Annotated in this window: 21 protein-coding genes and 1 pseudogene; 9 read left to right on the top strand and 13 right to left on the bottom strand. The window is 71.1% G+C overall.

Annotated elements, in window-relative coordinates; genetic code table 11:
• Window positions 1–2: 2 nt before the first annotated feature.
• The 3 genes from ACTWPV_RS46265 to ACTWPV_RS46255 all read left to right on the top strand — a co-directional run bounded on the left by ACTWPV_RS46265 (window position 3) and on the right by ACTWPV_RS46255 (window position 3,610).
• The gene (locus tag ACTWPV_RS46265; protein ID WP_443156700.1) at window positions 3–875 is read left to right on the top strand and encodes an ABC transporter permease; all 873 of its coding nucleotides are present in this window, start codon (window positions 3–5) and stop codon (window positions 873–875) included.
• Complete coding sequence (locus ACTWPV_RS46260) at window positions 872–2,452, top strand: dipeptide ABC transporter ATP-binding protein (RefSeq protein ID WP_443156699.1); 1,581 nt, start codon at window positions 872–874, stop codon at window positions 2,450–2,452. The genes ACTWPV_RS46265 and ACTWPV_RS46260 overlap by 4 nt, the downstream gene beginning before the upstream one ends.
• Window positions 2,453–2,605: 153 nt before the next feature.
• Window positions 2,606–3,610 carry an MBL fold metallo-hydrolase gene (locus tag ACTWPV_RS46255; protein ID WP_347649356.1) on the top strand — a complete coding sequence of 335 codons (1,005 nt, stop codon included), beginning with the start codon at window positions 2,606–2,608 and terminating at the stop codon, window positions 3,608–3,610.
• A 67-nt stretch (window positions 3,611–3,677) separates the two neighbouring features.
• Here ACTWPV_RS46255 and ACTWPV_RS46250 read toward each other — a convergent pair whose 3' ends face one another.
• Complete coding sequence (locus ACTWPV_RS46250; RefSeq protein WP_443156698.1) at window positions 3,678–3,899, bottom strand: hypothetical protein; 222 nt, start codon at window positions 3,897–3,899, stop codon at window positions 3,678–3,680.
• 205 nt (window positions 3,900–4,104) lie between these two features.
• Between ACTWPV_RS46250 and ACTWPV_RS46245 the strand changes: the two genes are divergently transcribed.
• Entirely contained in the window at window positions 4,105–5,046 is a 942-nt protein-coding gene (locus tag ACTWPV_RS46245; protein WP_443156697.1) for an FAD-dependent monooxygenase, read from the top strand.
• Here ACTWPV_RS46245 and ACTWPV_RS46240 read toward each other — a convergent pair.
• From ACTWPV_RS46240 to ACTWPV_RS46225, 4 genes are all read right to left on the bottom strand, one after another.
• Window positions 5,039–5,887, bottom strand: coding sequence for an oxidoreductase (locus ACTWPV_RS46240; protein WP_443156696.1), 849 nt, complete (start codon window positions 5,885–5,887; stop codon window positions 5,039–5,041). The two genes, ACTWPV_RS46245 and ACTWPV_RS46240, sit on opposite strands and share 8 nt — an antisense overlap.
• Window positions 5,799–6,677 carry a nitroreductase gene (locus tag ACTWPV_RS46235; protein WP_443156695.1) on the bottom strand — a complete coding sequence of 293 codons (879 nt, stop codon included), beginning with the start codon at window positions 6,675–6,677 and terminating at the stop codon, window positions 5,799–5,801. The genes ACTWPV_RS46240 and ACTWPV_RS46235 overlap by 89 nt, the downstream gene beginning before the upstream one ends.
• Before the next feature lie 85 nt (window positions 6,678–6,762).
• Window positions 6,763–7,233 (bottom strand): MarR family winged helix-turn-helix transcriptional regulator, encoded by a 471-nt coding sequence (locus ACTWPV_RS46230; protein WP_443156694.1) that lies wholly within the window; start codon window positions 7,231–7,233, stop codon window positions 6,763–6,765.
• Between the two features lie 111 nt (window positions 7,234–7,344).
• Complete coding sequence (locus ACTWPV_RS46225) at window positions 7,345–8,088, bottom strand: SDR family oxidoreductase (protein WP_347649349.1); 744 nt, start codon at window positions 8,086–8,088, stop codon at window positions 7,345–7,347.
• 131 nt (window positions 8,089–8,219) lie between these two features.
• Here ACTWPV_RS46225 and ACTWPV_RS46220 point away from each other — a divergent pair, with 131 nt between their 5' ends.
• Complete coding sequence (locus ACTWPV_RS46220; protein ID WP_347649348.1) at window positions 8,220–9,146, top strand: RNA polymerase sigma-70 factor; 927 nt, start codon at window positions 8,220–8,222, stop codon at window positions 9,144–9,146.
• Window positions 9,147–9,234: 88 nt separating this feature from the next.
• Here ACTWPV_RS46220 and ACTWPV_RS46215 read toward each other — a convergent pair whose 3' ends face one another.
• From ACTWPV_RS46215 to ACTWPV_RS46205, 3 genes are all read right to left on the bottom strand, one after another.
• Window positions 9,235–11,484: a heparinase II/III family protein gene (locus ACTWPV_RS46215; RefSeq protein WP_443156712.1), complete on the bottom strand. Its 2,250-nt coding sequence runs from the start codon at window positions 11,482–11,484 to the stop codon at window positions 9,235–9,237.
• A gap of 469 nt (window positions 11,485–11,953) precedes the next feature.
• Window positions 11,954–12,763 (bottom strand): SAM-dependent methyltransferase, encoded by an 810-nt coding sequence (locus tag ACTWPV_RS46210; protein ID WP_347649346.1) that lies wholly within the window; start codon window positions 12,761–12,763, stop codon window positions 11,954–11,956.
• A 182-nt stretch (window positions 12,764–12,945) separates the two neighbouring features.
• On the bottom strand, window positions 12,946–14,340 hold the full coding sequence (locus ACTWPV_RS46205; RefSeq protein ID WP_443156693.1) for an MFS transporter: 1,395 nt from the start codon (window positions 14,338–14,340) through the stop codon (window positions 12,946–12,948).
• A gap of 88 nt (window positions 14,341–14,428) precedes the next feature.
• Here ACTWPV_RS46205 and ACTWPV_RS46200 point away from each other — a divergent pair, with 88 nt between their 5' ends.
• Window positions 14,429–15,109: a TetR/AcrR family transcriptional regulator gene (locus tag ACTWPV_RS46200; protein ID WP_443156692.1), complete on the top strand. Its 681-nt coding sequence runs from the start codon at window positions 14,429–14,431 to the stop codon at window positions 15,107–15,109.
• A gap of 51 nt (window positions 15,110–15,160) precedes the next feature.
• Here ACTWPV_RS46200 and ACTWPV_RS46195 read toward each other — a convergent pair whose 3' ends face one another.
• Both ACTWPV_RS46195 and ACTWPV_RS46190 read right to left on the bottom strand, forming a co-directional pair.
• The gene (locus ACTWPV_RS46195) at window positions 15,161–15,982 is read right to left on the bottom strand and encodes an NmrA family NAD(P)-binding protein (protein ID WP_443156691.1); all 822 of its coding nucleotides are present in this window, start codon (window positions 15,980–15,982) and stop codon (window positions 15,161–15,163) included.
• Window positions 15,983–16,033: 51 nt separating this feature from the next.
• A complete protein-coding gene (locus tag ACTWPV_RS46190) occupies window positions 16,034–16,225 on the bottom strand; it encodes a hypothetical protein (RefSeq protein WP_443156690.1) in 192 nt (63 codons plus the stop codon).
• Window positions 16,226–16,460: 235 nt separating this feature from the next.
• Between ACTWPV_RS46190 and ACTWPV_RS46185 the strand changes: the two genes are divergently transcribed.
• Both ACTWPV_RS46185 and ACTWPV_RS46180 read left to right on the top strand, forming a co-directional pair.
• Window positions 16,461–16,694, top strand: a complete 234-nt coding sequence (locus ACTWPV_RS46185) for a hypothetical protein (protein ID WP_443156689.1) — start codon at window positions 16,461–16,463, stop codon at window positions 16,692–16,694.
• Window positions 16,694–17,086: a type II toxin-antitoxin system VapC family toxin gene (locus tag ACTWPV_RS46180; RefSeq protein ID WP_443156688.1), complete on the top strand. Its 393-nt coding sequence runs from the start codon at window positions 16,694–16,696 to the stop codon at window positions 17,084–17,086. The genes ACTWPV_RS46185 and ACTWPV_RS46180 overlap by 1 nt, the downstream gene beginning before the upstream one ends.
• On the opposite strand, the pseudogene ACTWPV_RS46175 reads toward ACTWPV_RS46180, so the two are convergent.
• A pseudogene (locus ACTWPV_RS46175) lies at window positions 17,023–17,292 on the bottom strand (DUF2188 domain-containing protein); the annotation flags it as partial. The gene ACTWPV_RS46180 and the pseudogene ACTWPV_RS46175 sit on opposite strands and share 64 nt — an antisense overlap.
• Window positions 17,293–17,382: 90 nt before the next feature.
• Between ACTWPV_RS46175 and ACTWPV_RS46170 the strand changes: the two are divergent.
• Complete coding sequence (locus tag ACTWPV_RS46170; RefSeq protein WP_443156687.1) at window positions 17,383–18,201, top strand: alpha/beta fold hydrolase; 819 nt, start codon at window positions 17,383–17,385, stop codon at window positions 18,199–18,201.
• Window positions 18,202–18,298: 97 nt separating this feature from the next.
• Here the strand turns inward: ACTWPV_RS46170 and ACTWPV_RS46165 are convergent, their stop codons facing one another.
• Complete coding sequence (locus ACTWPV_RS46165) at window positions 18,299–18,958, bottom strand: response regulator (RefSeq protein WP_443156686.1); 660 nt, start codon at window positions 18,956–18,958, stop codon at window positions 18,299–18,301.
• Window positions 18,955–20,109 carry a sensor histidine kinase gene (locus ACTWPV_RS46160; protein ID WP_347649337.1) on the bottom strand — a complete coding sequence of 385 codons (1,155 nt, stop codon included), beginning with the start codon at window positions 20,107–20,109 and terminating at the stop codon, window positions 18,955–18,957. Before ACTWPV_RS46160 ends, ACTWPV_RS46165 begins: the two co-directional genes overlap by 4 nt.
• Between the last annotated feature and the right edge of the window lie 135 nt (window positions 20,110–20,244).

The raw sequence follows: 20,244 nt of genomic DNA, 5'->3' as shown, positions 1-20,244 counted from the left end.
CGATGCGCGTGCTCACCCGCGGGCGGTCCGGGTCCGCGGGCCGTCTCGCCCGCGGCCCCTCGTCGTCCCGTGCTCCCGGGGCCGCCGCGATCGTTCCCGTCGCCTTCCTCGCCCTGCTGGCGGTCGCCGTCGCCGCGCCCGGCCTGCTGACCGCCGCCGATCCGCTGGCCGCCGACCCGGTGAACGCACTCGCACCGCCGGGCGGCGACCACTGGTTCGGCACCGACCACCTCGGCCGTGACGTGCTGTCCAGGGTCGTGTCCGGCGCCCGCCACTCCCTCAGCATCGGCGTGGCCGCCACCGTCGCGGCCGTCACGTCGGGCGTGCTGCTCGGCCTGGCCGCCGGCCTGTCGCCGAAATGGCTGGACGAGGCCCTGGCCCGCTCATTCGACGTGCTGTCCACGCTGCCCGAGCTGCTGCTCGCCCTCCTCGTCGTGGCGATCACCGGCCCCGGCACGGGCAACGTCATCGTCGCCATCGCCATCGCCCAGATCCCCAACTACGCCCGGGTGATCCGCGCTCAGACCTTTGTCGTCCGCCACTCGGGCTACGTGGAGCAGGCCGTCACGTTCGGCCGCTCCCGCCTGGCGATCAACGCCGGGCACGTGCTGCCGAACGTGCTCGGCCCGATCCCCGTGCTGGCCACGATCGGCCTCGGCCAGGCCGTCATCGCCAGCTCGGGCCTCAGCTTCCTCGGCATGGGGCCGCAGCCGCCCGCAGCGGAGTGGGGGGCGATGCTCAGCGAGGCCCGCAACTACCTGCGGGTGGCCTGGTGGGAGGCGTTCTTCCCCGGCCTGGCGATCACGCTCACCGTCGTCTGCCTGACCGTCGCAGGACGCCGCCTGCAACGCCGCTTCGAGGGGAGGACCCCATGACCTCGCTGGTGACCGTGGAGGACCTGCACGTGAGCTTCGCCGGTACCGAAGTCGTGCACGGCGTCTCGCTGTCGGTGGCCCCCGGCGAGTGCGTGGCGATCGTCGGCGAGTCCGGCTCGGGCAAGAGCGTCACCGCACGTACGCTGCTGGGCCTGGCCGGTCCGGGCTCGAAGGTGCGGGCGGCGGCGTTCCGCGTCGGCGGCCGGGACGCCCTCGCCTTCGCCCCCGCCGACTGGCGGCGGATGCGCGGCGGGTTCGCCGGCCTCGTCCTGCAGGACGCGCTGGTCTCGCTCGACCCGCTGCGCACCGTGGGCGCGGAGATCGCCGAGGTGCTCGCCGTCCACGACGTGGTGCCCCGCGCCCGCCGCCCGGAGCGGGTGCTGGAGTTGCTGGACGAGGTGGGCGTGCCGGAACCGGCGGTCCGCGCCGGGCAACCTCCGCACCAGCTCTCCGGCGGGCTCCGCCAGCGGGCGCTGATCGCCTCCGCCATCGCCGCGGACCCCGAGCTGATCATCGCCGACGAGCCGACCACCGCGCTCGACGTCACCGTCCAGGCCCAGATCCTGCGGCTGCTCGCCGAGCGCAAGGCCGCGGGGACCGCGCTGCTGCTGATCAGCCACGACCTGGCCGTGGTCGCCTCGATCGCCGACCGCATCCTCGTCATGAAGGACGGCCAGATCGTGGAGGCGGGGCCCGCACGCGAGGTGCTGGCCGCGCCCGCGCACGACTACACCCACGCGCTGCTGGCCGCCGTGCCGTCCGCCGCCTCGCGCGGCACCCGCCTCACCACCGGCGTCCCGCGCGAGCGCACCACTCCCGACCTGTCCGCCCCCGTCCTCGCCGGGGCCGGGCTGTTCCGCTCGTACGGCCCGCGCCGCGTCGTGGACGACGTCTCCTTCACCCTGCACGGCGGCGAGACGCTCGGCGTCGTGGGGGAGTCGGGATCGGGCAAGACCACGCTCGCCCGGCTCGCCCTCGGCCTGCTCGAACCCGACGACGGCCAGGTCACCCTCCACGGGCGGCCATGGAGCCGCCAGCGCGAACGCGCCCGCCGTCCCCTGCGCCCCCGCATCCAGCTCATCTCCCAGAACCCGCTCGACTCCTTCGACCCTCGCCACACCGTCGGCCGCCTGATCGCAGAGCCCCTGCGCCTGCCCAGGAACGAACGCCACGCGCGGGTCCTCGACCTGCTGTCCCGCGTCGGCCTGCCGCCAGGGACCGCCGCCCGGCACCCGCGCGAGTTGTCCGGCGGGCAGCGCCAGCGCGTCGCCATCGCGCGTGCCCTCGGCCCCCGCCCCGACGTGCTGGTCTGCGACGAGCCGGTCTCCGCGCTCGACGTCTCCGTCCAGGCCCAGGTCCTCGACCTGCTCGCCGACCTCCAGGCCGAGTACGGCACCGCCATGGTGTTCATCTCCCACGATCTGGGCGTCGTCCGCCACGTCGCCGACCGCGTGCTGGTCATGAAGGACGGCCGGATCGTCGAGGAGGGCGACACCGAGGCGGTCTTCACGCGGCCCGGCCACCCGTACACGCGGGCACTCGTGGCCTCGGTGCCCCGCATGGAGTTCTCCAGCTAGCTCGTACGGCCGTCCGGCGTGCTCGTCGCCCGGTACGCCGGAGCGGGTGCCGGGAGACCTCTCGATCTTCGGTTGTAAATCAATCGATCGTTTGCTTAATATCGAGGGGTACGCCACCGGCCCGCGGTGGCCACGAGGACAGGAGTCCCGTTCATGTCCGAGCTCTCCCACCACCTGCTCGACCGCGAGACCAAGGAACGCCCGCCGGACTACTACGGCCCCAACCTCAGCCCGGTCGGCCTGGAATTCCGGGCGCGGGAACTGGGCGCGGGCGTGCACGCGCTCATGGCCACCGTCCCGCCCAAGGACAACAACGGCGTCGTCGCCGGCACGAAGGCGTCGCTGATCATCGACTCCGGCGTGACCCCGGCGGTCGGCGCGCAGGTCCAGCGCGCGGCGAAAGAGGTGACCGGCCGGCCGCTGCGCTACCTCGCCAACACGACCTACCACGGCGACCACACGTTCGGGAACATCGCCTTTCCCGACGACGTGACCGTGATCACCTCGCGGGAGAACCGCGACAACATGCACGACCTGGCCTACGAGAAGGAGATGCGCTCCAAGAACATGTACGGCGCCGAGGCCGAGTTCGACGCCTTCACCACCTGGCGGCTGCCGGACGTCGTCTTCGACACCCACGCCGAGATCGACCTGGGCGGCACCACCGTCGAGCTGCACCGTTTCGGTCCCGGCAACGGCCCCGGCGACACGATCGTCTACGTCCCCTCGGCGCGTACCGCCTGGACCGGCAACTACCTGTGCGCGGCCGGATCGGCGCACATGATGTTGCAGGGCGGTCCCGTGCCCTACATCCAGGGGTTGCGCGCATTGAAGGCGGGCCTGCCCGAGCTGGAGACCATCGTCCCCGGCCACGGCCCGATCGGCGACGGGCCGCAGGCGATCGACGCGCTGCTCGCCTACCTCGAACGCCTCCAGGACGAGGTGAGCACCGCCCACCAGGCAGGCGTCCCGATCGACGAGGTCTACGCCCGCTGCACCGACCCGTGGGCCGGCGGGCTGGACCCGGAGTTCGCGGCCAGGCTCGACGCCTACCCCAGCCCTCCGGCGCCCCCGCACGCGGACTTCCTCGGCATGTGCCGCCAGCTCCACCGCATCTGCGTGATGATGACCTACCGCATCTGCGAGAAGGTCTCCTGACGGCGGGGAGCTCCCGCCTTCCGCGCGCGCCAGCGTCCGGCAGAGCACATCAGGACGCCCGCGGCCGTCAGAACTCGACAAGGAGACCGAGCACGTGGAAACCCACACGCGCCCGTTCCGGTTCGGGGTGAACCTGAACGCTGCGGGCACCCGCGTGGAATGGGCGGTCAAGTGCCGCGCCGCCGAACGGCTCGGCTACGACGTGATCGGGGTGGGCGACCACCTCGATCTGCCTGCCCCGTTCGCGGCGCTGCTGCTGGCCGCGCGGCACGCGGACATCATCGCCCACAACAGCATGGCGGCCGGGCCCGCCGGCCCCGCGCTCGCCGATCCGAGCACAGTCGCGGAGCGGGCGGCGTTCATCCGGGCGGCGCTCGGCGCGCGGGCCCGCGCGGTGGAGCTCAACGTGGGAGCCAGGACCGTGATCGTCACGGGGGACCGGCGTGCCGCCGCCGAGCGGCTGCTGCCGGAGCTGGCGCCACACCTCACGGTCGATGAGCTGCTGCGGCTCCCCGCGGCTCGCCGTGCGAGAGTTTCCCGTGCCGTTCGACACCTGGTGGTTCCGCCTGCCCAGGTTCGAGCACGAACGCGGCTCGGCCGCCGAACTGCTGCCCGACTTCCAGGGCAAGGAGGTGCTGCTGACGTTCGTGCGCCCGGAGTACTACCAGATCGCGTACTTCACCGAGAAGGGCGCCGACCCCCGGTTGCGGGCCGAGGGCGTGGAGCGGTTCCGCGAGCGGGTGGCGCGGCTGCGTCCCCAGTACGCCGACCGGGTGGACGAGATCACGTCCATGGACGACCTGCACCTGCTCGACGTCCGGCTGAACCGGCTGGCGGGCGACTGGCACATGGCCGGCCTCCTGATGATCGGCGACGCCGCCCACGCCATGTCGCCGGCGGGCGGGATGGGGATCAATCTCGCGATCCAGGACGCGGTGGCCGCCGCCACGTACCTCGCCGAGCCGCTGTTGGAGGGGCGTGTGACCAGCCACGACCTGGCCAGGGTTCGCCGCAGGCGACGCTTTCCCAACGTCAACGGGGTCGTGCCGGCCCGCGGCGGCCGGAGTCTGATCGTCATCCAGTCCAACACCGGGAAGCTCTACCGGATCAGGCTCGCCACCCGCGACGTCTCCGAGATCCCGCTGAAGGGCGGGCCGCTCTCCTCCGGAGACAGCATCACGCCCGTGAGCGGGGACCGGTTGCTGATCACCCGCAACGTCCAGAACCAGATCGTCACTGTGCGGCTCGGTGCCTCGGGCGCGAGTGTCACGAAGGTCTACCGGGACGCGACGTTCAGGTATCCCACGGCCGCCGTGGTCCACCGGGGCCGGCTGCTGGTGCCCAACAGCCAGTTCGACAAGTGGGAGCAGGATGATCCCGAGCTGCCGTTCACGGTGAGCGCCGTGCCGCTGAAGAACGTCCTGGGCGTCAGGTGAGGTCGGCGAGGTCCTCCTCGGTGAGGGTGATGGCTCGGGCGGCGAGGTTGGCTTCCAGGTGGGCCACCGAGCCGGTGCCGGGGATGGCCAGAATCGCGGGGGACCTGGCCAGGAGCCAGGCGAGGGCGATCTGGTGGACGGTGGCGTTGTGGCGTCCGGCGACCTTGGCCACGGCGGAGTGGTCGATCTCGGTCTTTCCACCCCCGAGAGGGGAGAAGGGGACGAAGGCGATGCCGGCCTGGGCGCAGGTGTCCAGGAGGGCCGCGTCGTCGCGGCCGGCGATGTTGAAGTGGTTCTGGACGGCTGCGACGGGAGCGATCGCGCGGGCCTCGGCGAGGTGGTGGGCGTCGACGTTGCTGACGCCCAGGTGGCGGATCAGGCCTTCTTCGCGCAGGGCGGCGAGCGTCTCGAAGCGTTCGGCGAGCGATTCGCCGTGGGGCGTTGTCGTGGTGCCGATGCGGAGGTAGACCAGATCGAGGCGGTCGAGGCCGAGACTCCGCAGGTCGGCCTCCACCTGAGGCCGCAGATCGGCGGAGCTGCCCTCGCCGAGACCGCCGGGACCGGGGACGGGGCCCACTTTGGTGGCGATGACGAGGTCGTCCGGGTAGGGGGCGAGGGCTTCGCGGATCAGGGTGTTGGCGTGTACGGAGCCGTCCTGGCTGCGGTAGAAGCCGGCCGTGTCGATGTGGTCGACGCCGAGTTCGACGGCGCGGCGCAGGACGGCGCGGCCGGTCCCGGGATCGCGGGCCGGCTCACCCGGACGGGACTGGGGCAGGCGCATGGCGCCGAGGCCGAGCCGCCCGACCGTCAGGTCGCCGCCGAGCAGGAAGTGGCCGGTCATCTCTCTCCAAGTGGTGTGATGGGATTTGCCCGGGCAGGCCGGGCCGGCCTCGGAGCGGCTCGCTGCAGCGGATGTGCGCTGCCCTGAGCTGCTCGTACGCGCGGATCGGCCGTGGCGGCGCGCTGGAGCCCCCGACGAACGTGACCGTCTCCTCGAGCGGCGCGCGGCCCGTGCGGACGTGATCGACCGTGACGTCCTCGAAGCCGATGGAGACGCCGCAGAAGAGGATGAGCCCGTCCGGGGGGTGCAGGACCTCCGCGACGGTCTCGCGATAGACCGACCAGGCCATCTGCGGGCAACTGTGCAGCCCTTCGGCCCGGAGCAGCAGCATGACGGTCTGCAGGTACATGCCGACGTCGGCCCATTGCGGCCGGCCCATGTCGCGGTCGATGTAGCAGAACAGGGCGGCGGGCGCGCCGAAGCAGTCCCAGTTCTCGGCCGCGGCCCGCTGGCGCGCCTCCCAGTCGTCGCGTCCGATCCCGAGCGCGCCGTAGCGTTCGCGGCCGAAGGCGGATCGGCGCTCGCGGTAGGGGGACTTCAGTGCGGGAGGGTACATCTCGTACTCCCGCTCGTCCCAGGGGTCGCCGGCGGCCAGGCGCTCGCCGGCGCGCCTCTTGATCTCGGCCAGTGGCTCGCCGGTCACCACGTAGACGTGCCAGGGCTGGAGGTTCGACCCGGACGGCGCCCAGGCGGCGGCTGACAACACGCGCCTGAGCGCCTCCATCGGGACGGGCTGGTCGGTGAAGCCGCGCACCGCCCGCCGGCTCGTGACGGTTTCGTAGACATCCATGATCGCCGCTCCCTCGGCTCTCTTGGTTACATCTACGATGGTATCAAACGATATAGTCTCATTCAATACGATCTGCGGGCGGTGCTCACGTGCCCCCGGGATAGGCGATCCGGGTCAGCAACTCCTTCAACTGCTCGGCCTCGCCGGGCTCCAGAGCGGCGACCAGCCGCTCGGCCTGCGGCTCCGCCGCCACGTGGGCGGCGTCGAACAGCTCGACGCCCTGTGGGGTGATCTCCACCGCCCGCACCCGCCGGTCGCCGGGAACCGCCTTGCGCACGGCCAGCCCCTTGCGCTCCAGGTCGTCCACGACTCGCATGATTCCGGCCTTGTCCGACCCTGTCGCCGCCGCCAGGTCGCGCTGAACCGTGGGCCCGCGGTTCATCAGCACGATCAGCACGGCGAAGTGCCGCAACTCGATGCCGAGCGGCCGGAGCGCCTCCGCCATCACCGTGCCGGCCCGCCAGTGCGCCTGGCGCAGGAGCAGGCCGAGGGCGAAGGGTGAGGTGTCGCCGGGGCGGTCGGTCGCGCGCGGGGTATCGGGAACATCGGCGGTCATGGCGACAGGCTACCGAATATCGTTGCGTCTGAAACTTTCTCGGATGAATCACGAATCCGGGGAACGCTCAGCCACCGGCGCCTTCCGCCCGCCCGCGCCGGCGCGCCGCCCTCACCAGGCCACGGGGCCGAGACGATCGACGAAGATCCCGGTCGGCCCGTCGGGCCCGACCGTCGCGAGCCTGACGATCGAGTCGGTGCCCTCGGTGACCGTCAGCTCGCCGGTGTGACGGTTCATGTCGGTCGCGGCGAACTTGCGGTTGGCCACCTCTCCGGGAGTGGCGACGTTGAACTTGATCTGAGGGAGCGCCTGGGCGTACCGGACGGTGATCATGTTCAGGGCCGCCTTCGACGAGCTGTAGGCGAGCTCGTGCATCTTCGACACGGGCTGCTCCGGGTCGGTCACGACCCCGAAGGAACCGCCGCCGCTGGACACCATCACCACCCGCGGATGGTCCGCCGCCCTCAGCAAGGGGAGGAACGCGTGCGTGACCCTGACCGGTCCGTACACGTTGGTGTCGTAGACGGAATGAATCTCCTCGGCTGTCGCGTCCGCCGGCGCGATGATCCTTCCCGGCGCGCCGGCGTTGTTGATCAGCACGTCCAGCCGGTCGGTGTGCTTCCTGACGAGCCGTACGGCGTCGTCCACCGACGTGTCCGAGGTCACGTCCAGCGGAACCATGACCACGTTCGCGCCACCGGCGGTGAGCCTGGCGGCGGCCTCCCGTCCCCGCCCTTCGTCACGCGAGCCGAGAAAGACCGTCCAGCCCCGCTCGCCGAGCCGCCGGGCCGCTTCGAAACCGAGTCCCTTGTTGCCTCCGGTGATCAACACCGAGGTCCCTTCCGTGTTCGTCATGCCCTCTGGGACGATGTAGCCTGCGCGGCTGTGACACTGGTGAGCGGCCCCACGCTGCGATGTCACAGATCGGGCCGGCCCTCTCGTCTCATGTACGAGGCCCCACGCCGAAGCCGAGCACGAAGTGGATCATGATGACGCGAGAGCAGGAATTCGAGGAGCTGCGACCGCTGCTGTTCTCGATCTCTTACCGGATCCTGGGCAGCGTGACCGAGGCCGAGGACGCCGTCCAGGAGACCTGGCTGCGCTTCGCGACCTCCTCGTCGCAGCCGCGATCCACCAAGGCGTTCCTGTCGGCGACGGTCACCAGGCTCTCGATCGACGTCCTGCGTTCCGCCCGCGTCCGCCGGGAGGAGTACGTCGGGCCGTGGGTCCCGGAACCGCTGCTCGCCGACCCCTACGACGACCCGGAACGCTCCGCGGAGCTGGCCGACTCGGTGTCGATGGCGGCGCTGCTCCTGCTGGAGCGGCTCAGCCCGCTCGAACGAGCCGTCTTCGTGCTCAGGGACGTGTTCAGGTTCGAGTTCGCGGAGGTCGCCTCGGCGGTGGGCCGTTCTGAGGCGGCCTGCCGGCAGCTCGTGTCGCGGGCACGCCGCCACATGCAGGAGGGGCAGCCCCGGTTCGAGGCCGACCGGAGGAAGCGCGAGGAACTCGCCGGACGTTTCTTCGACGCGCTCAAGGAAGGGGACGTCGACCGGTTGCGCGAGCTGCTCGCCGCCGACGTTCAGCTGGTCAACGACGGCGGCGGCAAGGTCGGTGGGCCGCGCCGCGTCACCGGCACGGACAAGGTCATCAGGGTGCTGGCCGCCGCCGTGCCGTCGTTCATCACCCAGATCGGCGCCGTGGTGGAGCCGCGCGAGGTCAACGGCCAGCCGGGCGCGATCGTCCGCGACCGTGACGGCAGGATCATCACCGCCTGGGCCCTCGACATCCTCGACGAACGCATCCAGACCATCCGCTCGTTGGTCAATCCAGACAAGCTCGGGCACCTGGGCCCCGTCGCGGACACCGGCGCGATCGTCCGCGAACAGAAGCAGGCCCGCCGGCGCCCCACATGACCTCGCCCGTCCGGCGACCCTGGCGGGCAGCACCAGTCCGAGCTCGTGGCCGCCATGACGGCGGCCACGAGGGAAGTGCGGTGGCTGATCAGGTTGCCGCCGCCGCGTAGATGAGCCGGCCGTCCCGGTGGAAGGGCACCGGCGAGCCGTTCAGCACGACCTCGGCGGCGTCCGGTGCGGCGATCGCGATGGCCCTCGCCGGATCGACGCTCGCCGTCAGTCCGCTGCCGTCGATGCGTACGGTGCCGTCCGCGCCGACCCGCACGGCCAGGTCCTTCACCGGCTCCGGCGACGTGACGAGGCTCTCGCCGTCACGTTCGATCGACGTGCCGTCGACCATCACGATCGACCGGCCCGCGGTGCCGGTCTGGGCGTAGAGCAGCTTCCCGTCGAAGGTGTACGACCCGAACGAGCGCGATGCCGGCGTCGTCCATGACTTGTAGTAGACCGCGTCGCCCCGCTCGCCGAGCCCCAGGCCCAGCGCGGTCGCCTGGTGCGTCGGGGTGGAGCCGACCGGGATGCGCTCCACCGCCACGGAGGGGTCCGCCGCTCCCCGGGACGGCAGCAGGAGGGTGTCGAAGGTCGTCCTGCCCGCGGCCGTCTTGACATAGGACGCGTATCTCGCGTCCTCCACCCGGTACATGGCCGGGGCGTAGGAGCCGTCCCTCAACGAGGCGGAGAGCTTGCCCGGGTCGGCGGGCACGACGCTGATGTTCGCGCCGTCGCTGAAGGCCGTGGCCGCCGCCTTCTGCCCGGACCTGAGCGAGGGGTTCGCCTCCGAGGCGAAGTGCCAGTTCTGCTCGTAGCGGTGCGCCGCGCCGTCCGAGGGCTTCAACCGGTCGGAGACCACCCACAGGCCCGACGGCAGCGACAGGACCGACCGTTCGTGCAGCGCCCCCTCGGAGGCCTCGGTGTGCGCGCCGATCAGGTCGAAGGCAGGGTTGGAGATCCAGTGGGTGATCGCCCCGGCGGCCTTCGAGTCCTGCGCCTGGTCGTCGATCTCGATGGTGTTGTGTGCCTCCGTGCTCTTCCGCAGCCACTGCGCGCGCGGGTCCGAGCTGTAGTTGAACGTCCCCATGTCGGGCAGCAGCGGCCTGCCGTACGCGTAGGCGGTGATCGCCAGCTCGTCAGCATGGCTGTGGTTGCCGCGATCCGCGTTGAGCCGCAGGTAGGAATCCTCGGCCGCCCAGCCGGACCTGGACACCGCCACGCGGGTGTCGGGATACAGCGACGAGGTGTGCGCGGGCTCCCGCCCCGAGGCTCCGGAGGTGCCGACATGGATCAGCTCCTCGTCGCCGAGCAGCTCTCCCAGCCTTCTGAGGGTCGAGCGCTGGTCCTTGGGCTCGCTGTCGCCGTACACAGGGCCGTAGCCGTTCGGGAAGGTCTGGTCCATGAGGAACCGGGCCAGCTTGCGGAGCCTGGCCCTGGTCGTGCTGCTGAACTCCATCCCGTGCTCCCGCATGAACAGGGCGGTGTCCACGTACTGGGAGGCGTAGGCGCGGGCGTAGCCGTCCGTCGCCTCCCAGTAGCCCCCGTCGGGATGGGTGGAGTCGTGGAGCTGTCCCTCCAGAGAGGCGACCGCGTTGGCGCGCCACTTCGGCGCCCTGAAGAACTCCGGGAAGTACACGGCGGTGTGCAGCAGCGCGACCTTCTGGGTCTGCTTCCGGTTGGGGGCGCCCTGCTCGCTCTCCTCGAGGTGCACACCGGATCTGTTCAGTGCCCTGAGGATCTCGGTGTTGGCCTCGGGCGTCAGCGACGGGCTCGTGCGCAGGATCTCGTACGCCGCGATCCAGTTCTGCACGCGGCGCGCCACGGACAGGCTGTTCGGGTACGATCCCGCCCCCTCGTCGGAATCGTAGGCGTCGGCGTCCTTGACGAAGTCGGTCATCAGGCCGATGAGTGCCTTCGCGTGCTTCTCGTCACCGGTCTCCCGGTAGGCCACCGCCAGCGGCCCGGCGAAGAAGAAGCGGGGCAGCTGCACCAGATATTCCTTGTCGGCCCCCGCCGGCTGCTTCCAGTCGAAACCTCCCGGGTCGCCCTGCCAGGAGTAGGTGTACTGCACGGTGTTGGACCAGGTGCGGGAGGCCTCGGTGAAGGTGTCGCCGTTGCCGTACAGCATGACATCCTTCTTCGCGTCGGCCGAGCCGGTCAGCGACAGCTCCGCTTTCGTCACCTCGGGCAGGCCGGCGAGGTCGAACTGCAGGTACGCCTTGCGCGTCGCCGCGCTGAACGGGCCCGTGCCCTGGTCGCTGACCTGCATCAGGTACTTGTCGCCGTACGCGGTGTCGGGGTTGCCCGCCCAGATGTAGGTGCCGTGCGACGGGTGGAGGGTCTTCAGGGCCGACCGTCAGCGTCGTGATGTAGGTTTCGCCGGTGTCCAGCGTCCAGATGTGGTCGGGTGTCAACTCCAGGACGCCCGGCCAGGCGGTGTGCGAGAAGCGGCCCGCCGACGCGGCCGGACGCGCGCGGTAGTAGTCGAGCAACCTCCGCTTGGCCAGGGCGTAGTCGCCGGCCTTGACGGCGCTCTGCACGTTCTCGAGGCCCGCGTGGGCGTAGGAGAACCGCAGCCCCACTTCCCAGGCGCCGTCGCTCCACCTGCCGAAGAACTCCACATCCGAAAGGGAGTCCGCGGCGGCCGGCGGACCCAGCACGAGCAGCGGAGCGGCCAGAGCCAACGCGGCTGACGTCCTGGTCCATAATCTGTTGAGAGACACGCCGCCAAAAGTAGGAGCACCCGGTATGGCGCGGGTATGCCGGTGAGCTGAGCTTGGCCCCTTCCTCGTCGCCCGATGAAGGACGGGCGGTGGCTACGCCTTGCGGACGACCCCGCACCACTGGTCGACCTCGACCGGCAGGCTGCCGTCCCACTCCGGCTCGGGACGCCACCGCGAGCAGGAGACCCAGCCCGGCTCCACCATGTCGTAGCCCGAGAAGAACTCGGCGATCCGCTCAGGGGTGCGCAGCTTCAGCTTCGGCTGGGCGTCGATGTTCCACACGCGCACCGCCTCGGCCGTGGTCTCGCCGTTGACCGCCGTGGTGGTGTTGGCCACCGCCACGTAGCTCCCGGACGGCACCGCGGCCATCAGCTCGTCGATGATGCGCTGCAGCTCGTCGTCGTCGTTGATGAAGTGCATGATGCCCAGCAGCATGATCGCCACCGGCTGGGAGAAGTCCAGCGTCTTGGCCGCTTCGCGCAGGATGAAGGACGGGTCACGCGCGTCGGCGTCGATGTAGGAGGTGGCGCCCTCCTCCGAACTGGTCAACAGGGCTCGCGCGTGCACCAGCACCAGCGGATCGTTGTCGACGTACACGACCCGCGTCTCGGGAGCGATCTCCTGCGCGACCTCGTGCGTGTTGTCCTGGGTGGGCAGCCCGGTGCCGATGTCGAGGAACTGCCGGATGCCCGCCTCGGCGGTCAGGAAGCGTACGGCCCGCCCCAGGAACAGCCGGTCGGCCTGCGCGAGCTCGACCACCACCGGGAAGATCTTCTTGACCCGGTCACCGACCTCCCGATCCACGGGGAAATGGTCCTTGCCGCCCAACCAGTAGTTCCAGATCCGTGCCGTGTGGGGCACGTGCGGCTGGAGTTTGTGTTCACTCAGGCTCTCGTCAGCCATGATCAATCCTTCTACAGGCGAGAAATGCCGATGCCCAGTCTAGGCGGATTTCGGATCTTCGCGCGTGTCCGGGAGCGCGCTCAGCAGCGCCCGTGACGCCCAGAGGGCGGCGGCGCGCTGCGCGACGGCACGGACCTGACGGGCGGCACTCCTGGCTGAGCGCCCCGCGCCTCCGCGGACGGTCACCTCGCACGGCCGAGCGGCTGATCGATCTCGTCGCGCGGGAGGCGGGCGAGCGTGACGGCCAGTACGGCGACCCCCATGGGGACGACGCCCGCCACCAGGAAGATCCACTGGTTTCCCCAGGCGGCCGCCGCCGGCCCGGCCAGGGCCATCGACAGGGGAGCCGTGCTGAGCGAGACGAAGAAGTCGAGGCTGGAGACCCGGCCGAGCATGGCGGCCGGCACCCGGCGTTGCAGGAGCGTCCCCCAGATGACCATCGCGCCGGAGGTCAGGGTGCCGTGGACGAAGAGTGCGGCCATCATGATCCACAGCTGGTCGGTCGACCCGAGAGCCAGGAGCGGAAGGCAGCCCGCGGCCCAGGCCAGCAGCATGACCGACAGGTAGCGGCGGGGGAGGGGCAGCGCGGACATCGCGAGCGAGCCGACCACCCCGCCGAGACCTCGGAAGGCGAGGGCGAGAGCGAACTCCTGCGGCCCGCCCATTCCCTGGTCGCGGACGACGAACGGCAGCAGGACCTGGACAGGCCCGTTGGTGACCAGGACGAACGTGACGGCGAACGCGAGCGTCGCGATCAGCCACGGCGTCGAGAGAAGGTAGGCGAACCCTGTGCGGAGGTCGCCCGCCGCCGACCGGACGTGACCACCTGCGCGCGCCAGGCGGGAGGTCTTCCCTGGCCCGGGTCCGGCGGCCGCGCGTGTCTCGGGTTCGGTGGTCGCGCGCGCCTCCGGTCCGCGCCCGGTCGTCGTGCGCGGCTCGAAACGGCGCATGCCGATCGCGCACGCCGCGGCGAGGAGATGCGCGCCGGCGATTCCCGCCAGGGCCATGCTCGGTGCGAAGAGGCTGATCAGAGCGCTGGCGGCGGCGGGCCCGGCCACGTGCATCAGCGTCGGCCTCAACATGCTCTCGATCCCGTTGGCCGCGAGCAGATCGTCCTCGGCGACCGCGGCGGGAACGAGCGCCGAGTAGGCGGGATAGAAGAACCCGTCCGCGATCCCGAGGACCGCGGCGACCGCGATGAGCTGCGCCGGGGTGAGCAGGCCCATGAAGCCGGTGACCGTGGCCGAGCCGATGGCCACCGCCTTGGCGATCTGGGTGATCAGGATGATGCGCCGCCGGGACGCTCGGTCGGCGACGACGCCTCCCAGCAGGGCCGTACCGACCAGTCCGATGCCGCTCGCGGCGGCGATCAGGGAGAGCTCGGACGGGCCGGCCCCCAAGGCGATCACCTGCCACGCCACCGTGACCGCCCACATGCCGCTGCCGGCCAGGCTCAGGGCGAGCGACGTCGCGAGGAGCCGGTAGTGACCCGTGCGGAACGGCCGGAGGGGCCGGGGCAGCCGGCCGCGCCGGGGCGCCGGCTCGCTGTCCTCGATGTCCGATGTGCCGGTGGCCATGGGTGCCTCCTTCAGATGCGGAGCGATTCGCTCCGCACTGAACCATAGACGCGGAGCGAATCACTCCGCAAATGGGTAGACTGCCGCCATGACACGTACGCGTTCATGGCGCAGCGAGGAGGTCGCCAGAAACGACCGGGCGCTGCTGAAAGCGGCCCGCGAGGTCCTGGCGGTGGACGGCGCCCACGCGTCGGTGGCGGCGATCGCGGATCGGGCGGGCGTCGGAGTGGGCTCGCTCTACCGGCGCTACCGTACGAAACAGGAGCTGTTCCAGCGGTTGTGCCTGATCGCCCTGCGGGAATACCTCGACGCGGCGAACGAGGGCCTGGCCATGGGCGACCCGTGGGAGGGCCTGATCCACTACGCGATGGCGTCCATCCGGTCGGGCCCGGGATCGCTGGCGCCGGTCGCCGGCACCTTCGACGTCTCCGACGAGATGACCGAGCTGGCGGAGCGGGGCGATCGCGCGGTGGCCGAGCTCGTCGAACGCGCGCGCAGGGCCGGGGTGCTCCGCGCCGGGGTGACCGCGGTCGACCTCGAACTACTCATCGAACAGCTCTCGAAGTCCCCCCTTCAGGAGCAGCTGCAGCGCCAGGGCCGGACGGAGTTGTACGACGCCGCGCTGAACGCGCGCGAGCGCATCGTCGCCATCGCGCTCGACGGCCTGCGGGCCGCACCGGCGGGGCCGCTGACAGGCCAGGCCCCTGGATACGAGCTGTTCACCATGAGATGGGCGCCGCCGGAGGGCGGGCGGCCGGCCACCGAGTGACGGAGCCGGCGCCTCGAGCATCGCGTTGTCCAAGGATGCTCGGTGCGCTGTTCAGCGCGCCGGTTCCTTGAAGCGGTCCGCGTGCTCGGCCACCCACTGGGCGAACGTGCGCGCCGGGCGGCCGAGCACGCGCTCGACGGTGTCGTCGACGGTCGTGGCGACCTCGTCGGGAGCGGCGTACCAGCCGACGACATAGTCGGCGTCCTCGCGGGACGCTCCGGTGGCCATCAGCCTCTCGACGGCCTGTTCATGCGTGATCGGGAGGAGAACGATGTCGCGGCCGACCGCCCGGGACAACGCCGCGATCCGCTCGCGCATGGTCAGCCTCTCCGGTCCGGTGAGGTTGTAGGCACGTCCCGCATGTCCGTCGTCGAGCAGCGCGACCGCCGCCACCGCCGCTATGTCCGCCTCGTGGACGAGCGCGCTGGGCGTGTCGTACGGCTCGCGCACGACCCCTTCGGCCCGTACGGACCCGATCCAGTCCAGCGTGTTGGACATGAACTCCTGGGGTTCGAGGCGCGTCCACTCCACACCCGATTCCGCCACGGCCTGCTCGACAGGGCCGACGGCGCCGCCCCAGACCACGGTGATGCGCCGGACGCCGGCGTCGACCGCGCGACGTACCAGCTCGGAGCCGGCGTCGGCGAGGCCCGGGGTCACCGTGATGTGCAGCCGGCTGACGCCGTCGAGGGCGGCGTCCAGCTTCTCCGGCGCCGTGTGCGTGCCCTCCACCAGCTCCGCCTCGGCCGGTAACCTTCCCGCTGCCGCGCCCGGGTCGCGTGTCAGCGCTCGTACGCGCTCTCCCCGGCGGAGCAGTTCCGCCACTACGTGCCGGCCGGTGTTCCCGGTGGCACCCGTCACCAATGTCGTCACGTTGAGCTCCTCTCCTCGTCGAGGATGCTAGAAGCTCAACTAAACTTGAGGTCAAGAGCGTGTGGCGAGGCCGTGCAGGATGTCGACGACCTCCTGGGAGCGCGGCACGAAGTGCGGGACGTCCACGGTGTGCACGTCGAAGGGGTTGCCGGGGGTGAGCCGGTCCGCCTCGGCGATCCACCGGTCCTGCAGCTCGGGGGGAAGGAACCGGTTCCGGGCGAAGCGGATGAAGGTGCGAGGCACCCGTCCCCACGTGTCCGGGCCAGCAGGTCCGGCACGCGGTTGGCGACCAGGTTGAGGACGACCCCGGCGGAGGCGTGGCCGGCCAGGATGACCGGCCGTGGGCATGGGCCCGCCGGACAGCACCTCGTTGATGCCTCACCGGGGAGCAACATCATTGTTCCGCGCTGGGCGTGCGCCGCGGAGGGAGGCAGGCTAGGGCTTGCCACTGTAAGACAAAGCGTCTTACAGTGGTTGTATGGCTGACACCATCACTATCCGCAGCGACTCGGAGACCGAGCACGCACTGGAAGTTCTCACTCATGACGGCAGTTCGCGCTCGGCGGCTATCCGCCAAGCCGTGCTGGAAGCCGCCCTCCGTAAGGAGCGCGCCGCCGCTATGCGTCGTGCTGTCCTGCGTATGCCGCTCGGCGAACCGGACGGCATCGACATCGCCGCGGAGATCACCCACAGCCGGGAGGACGAACGCTGATGATCTATCTCGACTCGGCCGCCGTCGTGAAACTGGTCCACGCCGAGGCCGAGTCGCAGGCCCTGCGCGACTGGCTCGACGAACGGGTGGAGACCGGCTGGACAAGCTCGGTGCTGGTGGAGATCGAGTCATCACGGGCTCTGGCACGCTACGCCCCAGAAGCCGTCGCCCGACTTCACATGGTCCTCGATCTGATCGAGTTGGTGGAACTGGACGCCGACATTCGCATCCTGGCCCAAACTGTGGAACCGGTGACCGTGCGGAGCCTGGACGCTGTCCACCTGGCAACTGCTCTCCGCATCCGCTCCCAGCTCACGTCATTCGTCACCTACGACAAACGACTGGCCGATGCCGCCCAGACAGCCGGGTTGACCATCGACATGCCTGCCTGAGGCATCTCTCCTCCACCGGGATCTCCTGATGTCGATACCTGAGACGTCGCGCCGCCCGGCCGGGCGGGAAGGGGCCAGCCCTTGGGCGGGACGGGGTCGTTGCCGGGGGCGATCGTGCGCTGGTCGCGTACCTGACCGTCGACGCCGTGGACGCGCAGCTCGCCGCCGCCGTCCCGCCGCAGGAGCTCGCTGGCCCGCCGCACCGCCTCCGCCTGCCGCTGGCCGGCTGGTCAGAGCATTCGTGACCAGGACGCCGGTTGGCTGCGAGGCCGAGGCGATTACTAGGGTGGGTGGGCATGAAGCTGACTGAGCGTTTCGACTGGCAGGGACGGCAGATCGCCTGGGGACGGGCGGGATCCGGCCCCGACGTGGTGTTCTGTCACGGCACCCCGTTCTCGTCGCGGGTGTGGCGGCCCTTCGCCGAGGCGTTGAGCCGTGACTTCACCGTTCACCTGTGGGACATGCCGGGCTACGGCCGGTCGTCGAAACAAGCCGGGCACCCGGTCGACTTCGGCGTGCAGGCCGAGGCCTTCGCGGCCCTGCTCGGGCACTGGGGCCTCGACCGGCCACACGTGATCGCGCACGACTTCGGCGGAGCCGTCTCGCTCCGGGCCCATCTGCACGGCGGCGTTCCCTACAGTTCGCTCATGCTCGTCGACGTCGTCGCCATCCCGCCCTCCGGTTCGGCGTTCTTCACGTACGTCGGAGAGCACCCCGACCTGCTCGGCCGGCTGCCGGCCTACATCCACGAGGCGATCCTGCGCGCCTACATCCAGGGCGCCAGCCACCGAGGCCTGCGCGACGCCGACCTCGACGAGCTGGTGCAGCCCTGGACGGGGGACGACGGCCAGCCGGCCTTCTACCGGCAGATCGCCGGCTACGACGAACGTTTCCTCGAAGAGAACGAGCGCGAGCTTGGCCGCATCGGCATCCCCGTACGCATCCTGTGGGGCGCCCAGGACACCTGGCTCTCCAGCGACATCGGCCACCGGCTGCAGGCCCTGATCCCCGGCGCCGACCTGGCGCTGATCGACGGCGCCGGCCACCTGATGCAGTACGACGCGCCCGTCCCGCTGATGGACCAGATCCGCACCTGGCTGCCCTCGGGCGCCTGACCGGCCCGGCTGGTGCGGCCCCCTCCGGCCATCCGGCGCTCGTCTCGGTCGGCGGGCTCCACCTCGACGTCATCACCGTGCTCGACGCCGGGTGAACTCAGGTCACGAGCCCCCTGCGGTAGGCGTAGACCACCGCCTGGACGCGGTCGCGCAGGTCGAGCTTGGTGAGGATGCGCGACACGTACGTCTTGACGGTCTCCTGGCTGATCACCAACGACGCGGCGATCTCGCTGTTGGACAGGCCGTCGGCGATGAGGCGCAGGACTTCCAGCTCGCGCGGGGTCAGCGCGGGTTCGTCCGGCGTGCTCTCGGCGGGGCGGATCCGCGCCGCGTACCTGCCGACGAGTTGCCGGGTGACCTCGGGGGCCAGCAGCGCGGCTCCCGAGGCGACGGTGCGGATGCCGTGCAGCAACTGCTGGGGCGGGGCGTCCTTGAGCAGGAACCCGCTGGCCCCGGCGCGCAGCGCCTCGTAGACGTACTCGTCGAGGTTGAACGTCGTCACCACGAGCACCTTGACGGGCTGCGAGACCCCGGCGCCGGCCAGCTCGCGGGTCGCCTCGATGCCGTCGAGCACCGGCATGCGCACGTCCATCACGACGATGTCGGGGTTCACCTGGCGGGTGAGCTCGACCGCGGCTCGGCCGTCCCCGCACTCGCCCACCACCTCGAGGTCGGGCTGCGCGTCGATGATGGTCGAGAACCCGGTGCGGATCAGCGCCTGGTCGTCGCAGACCAGGACCCTGACCGGCGCGGTCACGACGGGCTCCCGGCGGGGACGCGGGCCCGTACGAGGAAGCCGCCGTCGGGGCGCGGGCCCGCGTCGAACTCGCCGCCCAGGGCGTCGACCCGGTCGCGGAGCCCGGCCAGGCCCCGCCCGCTGCCGCCGGGGGAGCGCGTGCGCGATCCGGAACCGTCGGTGCTGATCTCCACGCTGATCTCCTTCTGGGCATGGCGTACGCGCACTTCGGTGCGGCTGCCGTGGGCGTACTTGAGAGCGTTGGTCAGAGCTTCCTGCACGACCCGGTAGGCCACGAACTCGGCGCTGCCCGCCGACTCCGGCGGCGCGCCCTCCTCGTCGAACTCGACCGGCTGCCCGGCCTGGCGGGTCTGCTCGATGAGGCCGTGCAGGTCGCCGGCGGAGGGAGTCCGGCCGTCGGTGTCGTGGTCGGGGTTGAGCAGGTCGAGCAGGTGTCGCAGGTCGGTGATGGCGCGCCGGCCGGTGTCGGTGACGGCGCTCAGGGTCGCGTCGAGGCGTTCGGGTGCGGCGGTCAGGTAGCGTGCGGCCTCGGCCTGGACGACCATCGCCGTCACGTGGTGGGTCACGACGTCGTGCAGCTCGCGGGCGATGCGGGTGCGTTCGGCGGCGCGGGTGGCCGCGGCGACGTGGCGGCGCCGTTCGGCCTCGGCGGCGCGGGCGGAACGCAGCCAGGACCCGATGGCCCAGGCGAGGACCAGCACCACGTAGAGCAGCACGATGTCCGCCAGCGGCTCGCCCGAGCCGAGCTGGTCGAGCGCGACGATGAGGGGCACGAACGCGACGGACAGGAGGATCGCGGTGGCGCGGCGGTGGCGCTCCAGATGGGCGCCCACGCTGACGAGCGCGATCGGCAGGGCGGTGCCCGCCATCGCGTGGACGCCGAGGAGCTGGTCGAGGGAGAAGCCGAGCGACACCAGGACGATGCAGACGCCCGGCCACCGGCGGCGCACGGTGAGCGGGAGGCACTCCAGCGCGACCACCAGGACGGCCAGCGCGTCATAGTCGCGGGTCGGCAGGACGCCGATCTGGGTTCCGTGGCCCTGGAACTCCGGCAGGAGGGAGCCGGCGAACAGCAGCAGCGCCAACGGAAGATCCCGGAGCGTGACGTCGCACCGCCGCCACAGGTCCGCGATCCGCCGGAGATGGATCATCGGGGAAGCCTAGCGCTCGTCTCGACCCTGGCGCTGTGCCGGATCGGGATGGGGCAGCGGTCGCAGGCGGCCACGAGCCGCTTCAACGGTCGCATGGCGACTCCTTCACGAGCGTGCGCGACCGGAACGCCGCGG

The organism is Nonomuraea sp. KM88 (assembly GCF_052245635.1).
GTDB lineage: Bacteria > Actinomycetota > Actinomycetes > Streptosporangiales > Streptosporangiaceae > Nonomuraea.
The sequence above is the reverse complement of the archived record's forward strand: the minus strand, read 5'-3'. Positions and strand labels throughout refer to the sequence as shown.

Coding starts and splice junctions, on each gene's coding strand:
- ACTWPV_RS46235 (WP_443156695.1), bottom strand. CDS start 6,677: ATGGATGTCTACGAAACCGTCACGAGCCGGCGGGCGGTGCGCGGCTTC.
- ACTWPV_RS46240 (WP_443156696.1), bottom strand. CDS start 5,887: ATGACCGGCCACTTCCTGCTCGGCGGCGACCTGACGGTCGGGCGGCTC.
- ACTWPV_RS46200 (WP_443156692.1), top strand. CDS start 14,429: ATGACACGTACGCGTTCATGGCGCAGCGAGGAGGTCGCCAGAAACGAC.
- ACTWPV_RS46225 (WP_347649349.1), bottom strand. CDS start 8,088: ATGACGAACACGGAAGGGACCTCGGTGTTGATCACCGGAGGCAACAAG.
- ACTWPV_RS46230 (WP_443156694.1), bottom strand. CDS start 7,233: ATGACCGCCGATGTTCCCGATACCCCGCGCGCGACCGACCGCCCCGGC.
- ACTWPV_RS46185 (WP_443156689.1), top strand. CDS start 16,461: ATGGCTGACACCATCACTATCCGCAGCGACTCGGAGACCGAGCACGCA.
- ACTWPV_RS46265 (WP_443156700.1), top strand. CDS start 3: ATGCGCGTGCTCACCCGCGGGCGGTCCGGGTCCGCGGGCCGTCTCGCC.
- ACTWPV_RS46220 (WP_347649348.1), top strand. CDS start 8,220: ATGATGACGCGAGAGCAGGAATTCGAGGAGCTGCGACCGCTGCTGTTC.
- ACTWPV_RS46255 (WP_347649356.1), top strand. CDS start 2,606: ATGTCCGAGCTCTCCCACCACCTGCTCGACCGCGAGACCAAGGAACGC.
- ACTWPV_RS46260 (WP_443156699.1), top strand. CDS start 872: ATGACCTCGCTGGTGACCGTGGAGGACCTGCACGTGAGCTTCGCCGGT.
- ACTWPV_RS46210 (WP_347649346.1), bottom strand. CDS start 12,763: ATGGCTGACGAGAGCCTGAGTGAACACAAACTCCAGCCGCACGTGCCC.
- ACTWPV_RS46160 (WP_347649337.1), bottom strand. CDS start 20,109: ATGATCCATCTCCGGCGGATCGCGGACCTGTGGCGGCGGTGCGACGTC.
- ACTWPV_RS46170 (WP_443156687.1), top strand. CDS start 17,383: ATGAAGCTGACTGAGCGTTTCGACTGGCAGGGACGGCAGATCGCCTGG.
- ACTWPV_RS46205 (WP_443156693.1), bottom strand. CDS start 14,340: ATGGCCACCGGCACATCGGACATCGAGGACAGCGAGCCGGCGCCCCGG.
- ACTWPV_RS46180 (WP_443156688.1), top strand. CDS start 16,694: ATGATCTATCTCGACTCGGCCGCCGTCGTGAAACTGGTCCACGCCGAG.
- ACTWPV_RS46245 (WP_443156697.1), top strand. CDS start 4,105: ATGAGCTGCTGCGGCTCCCCGCGGCTCGCCGTGCGAGAGTTTCCCGTG.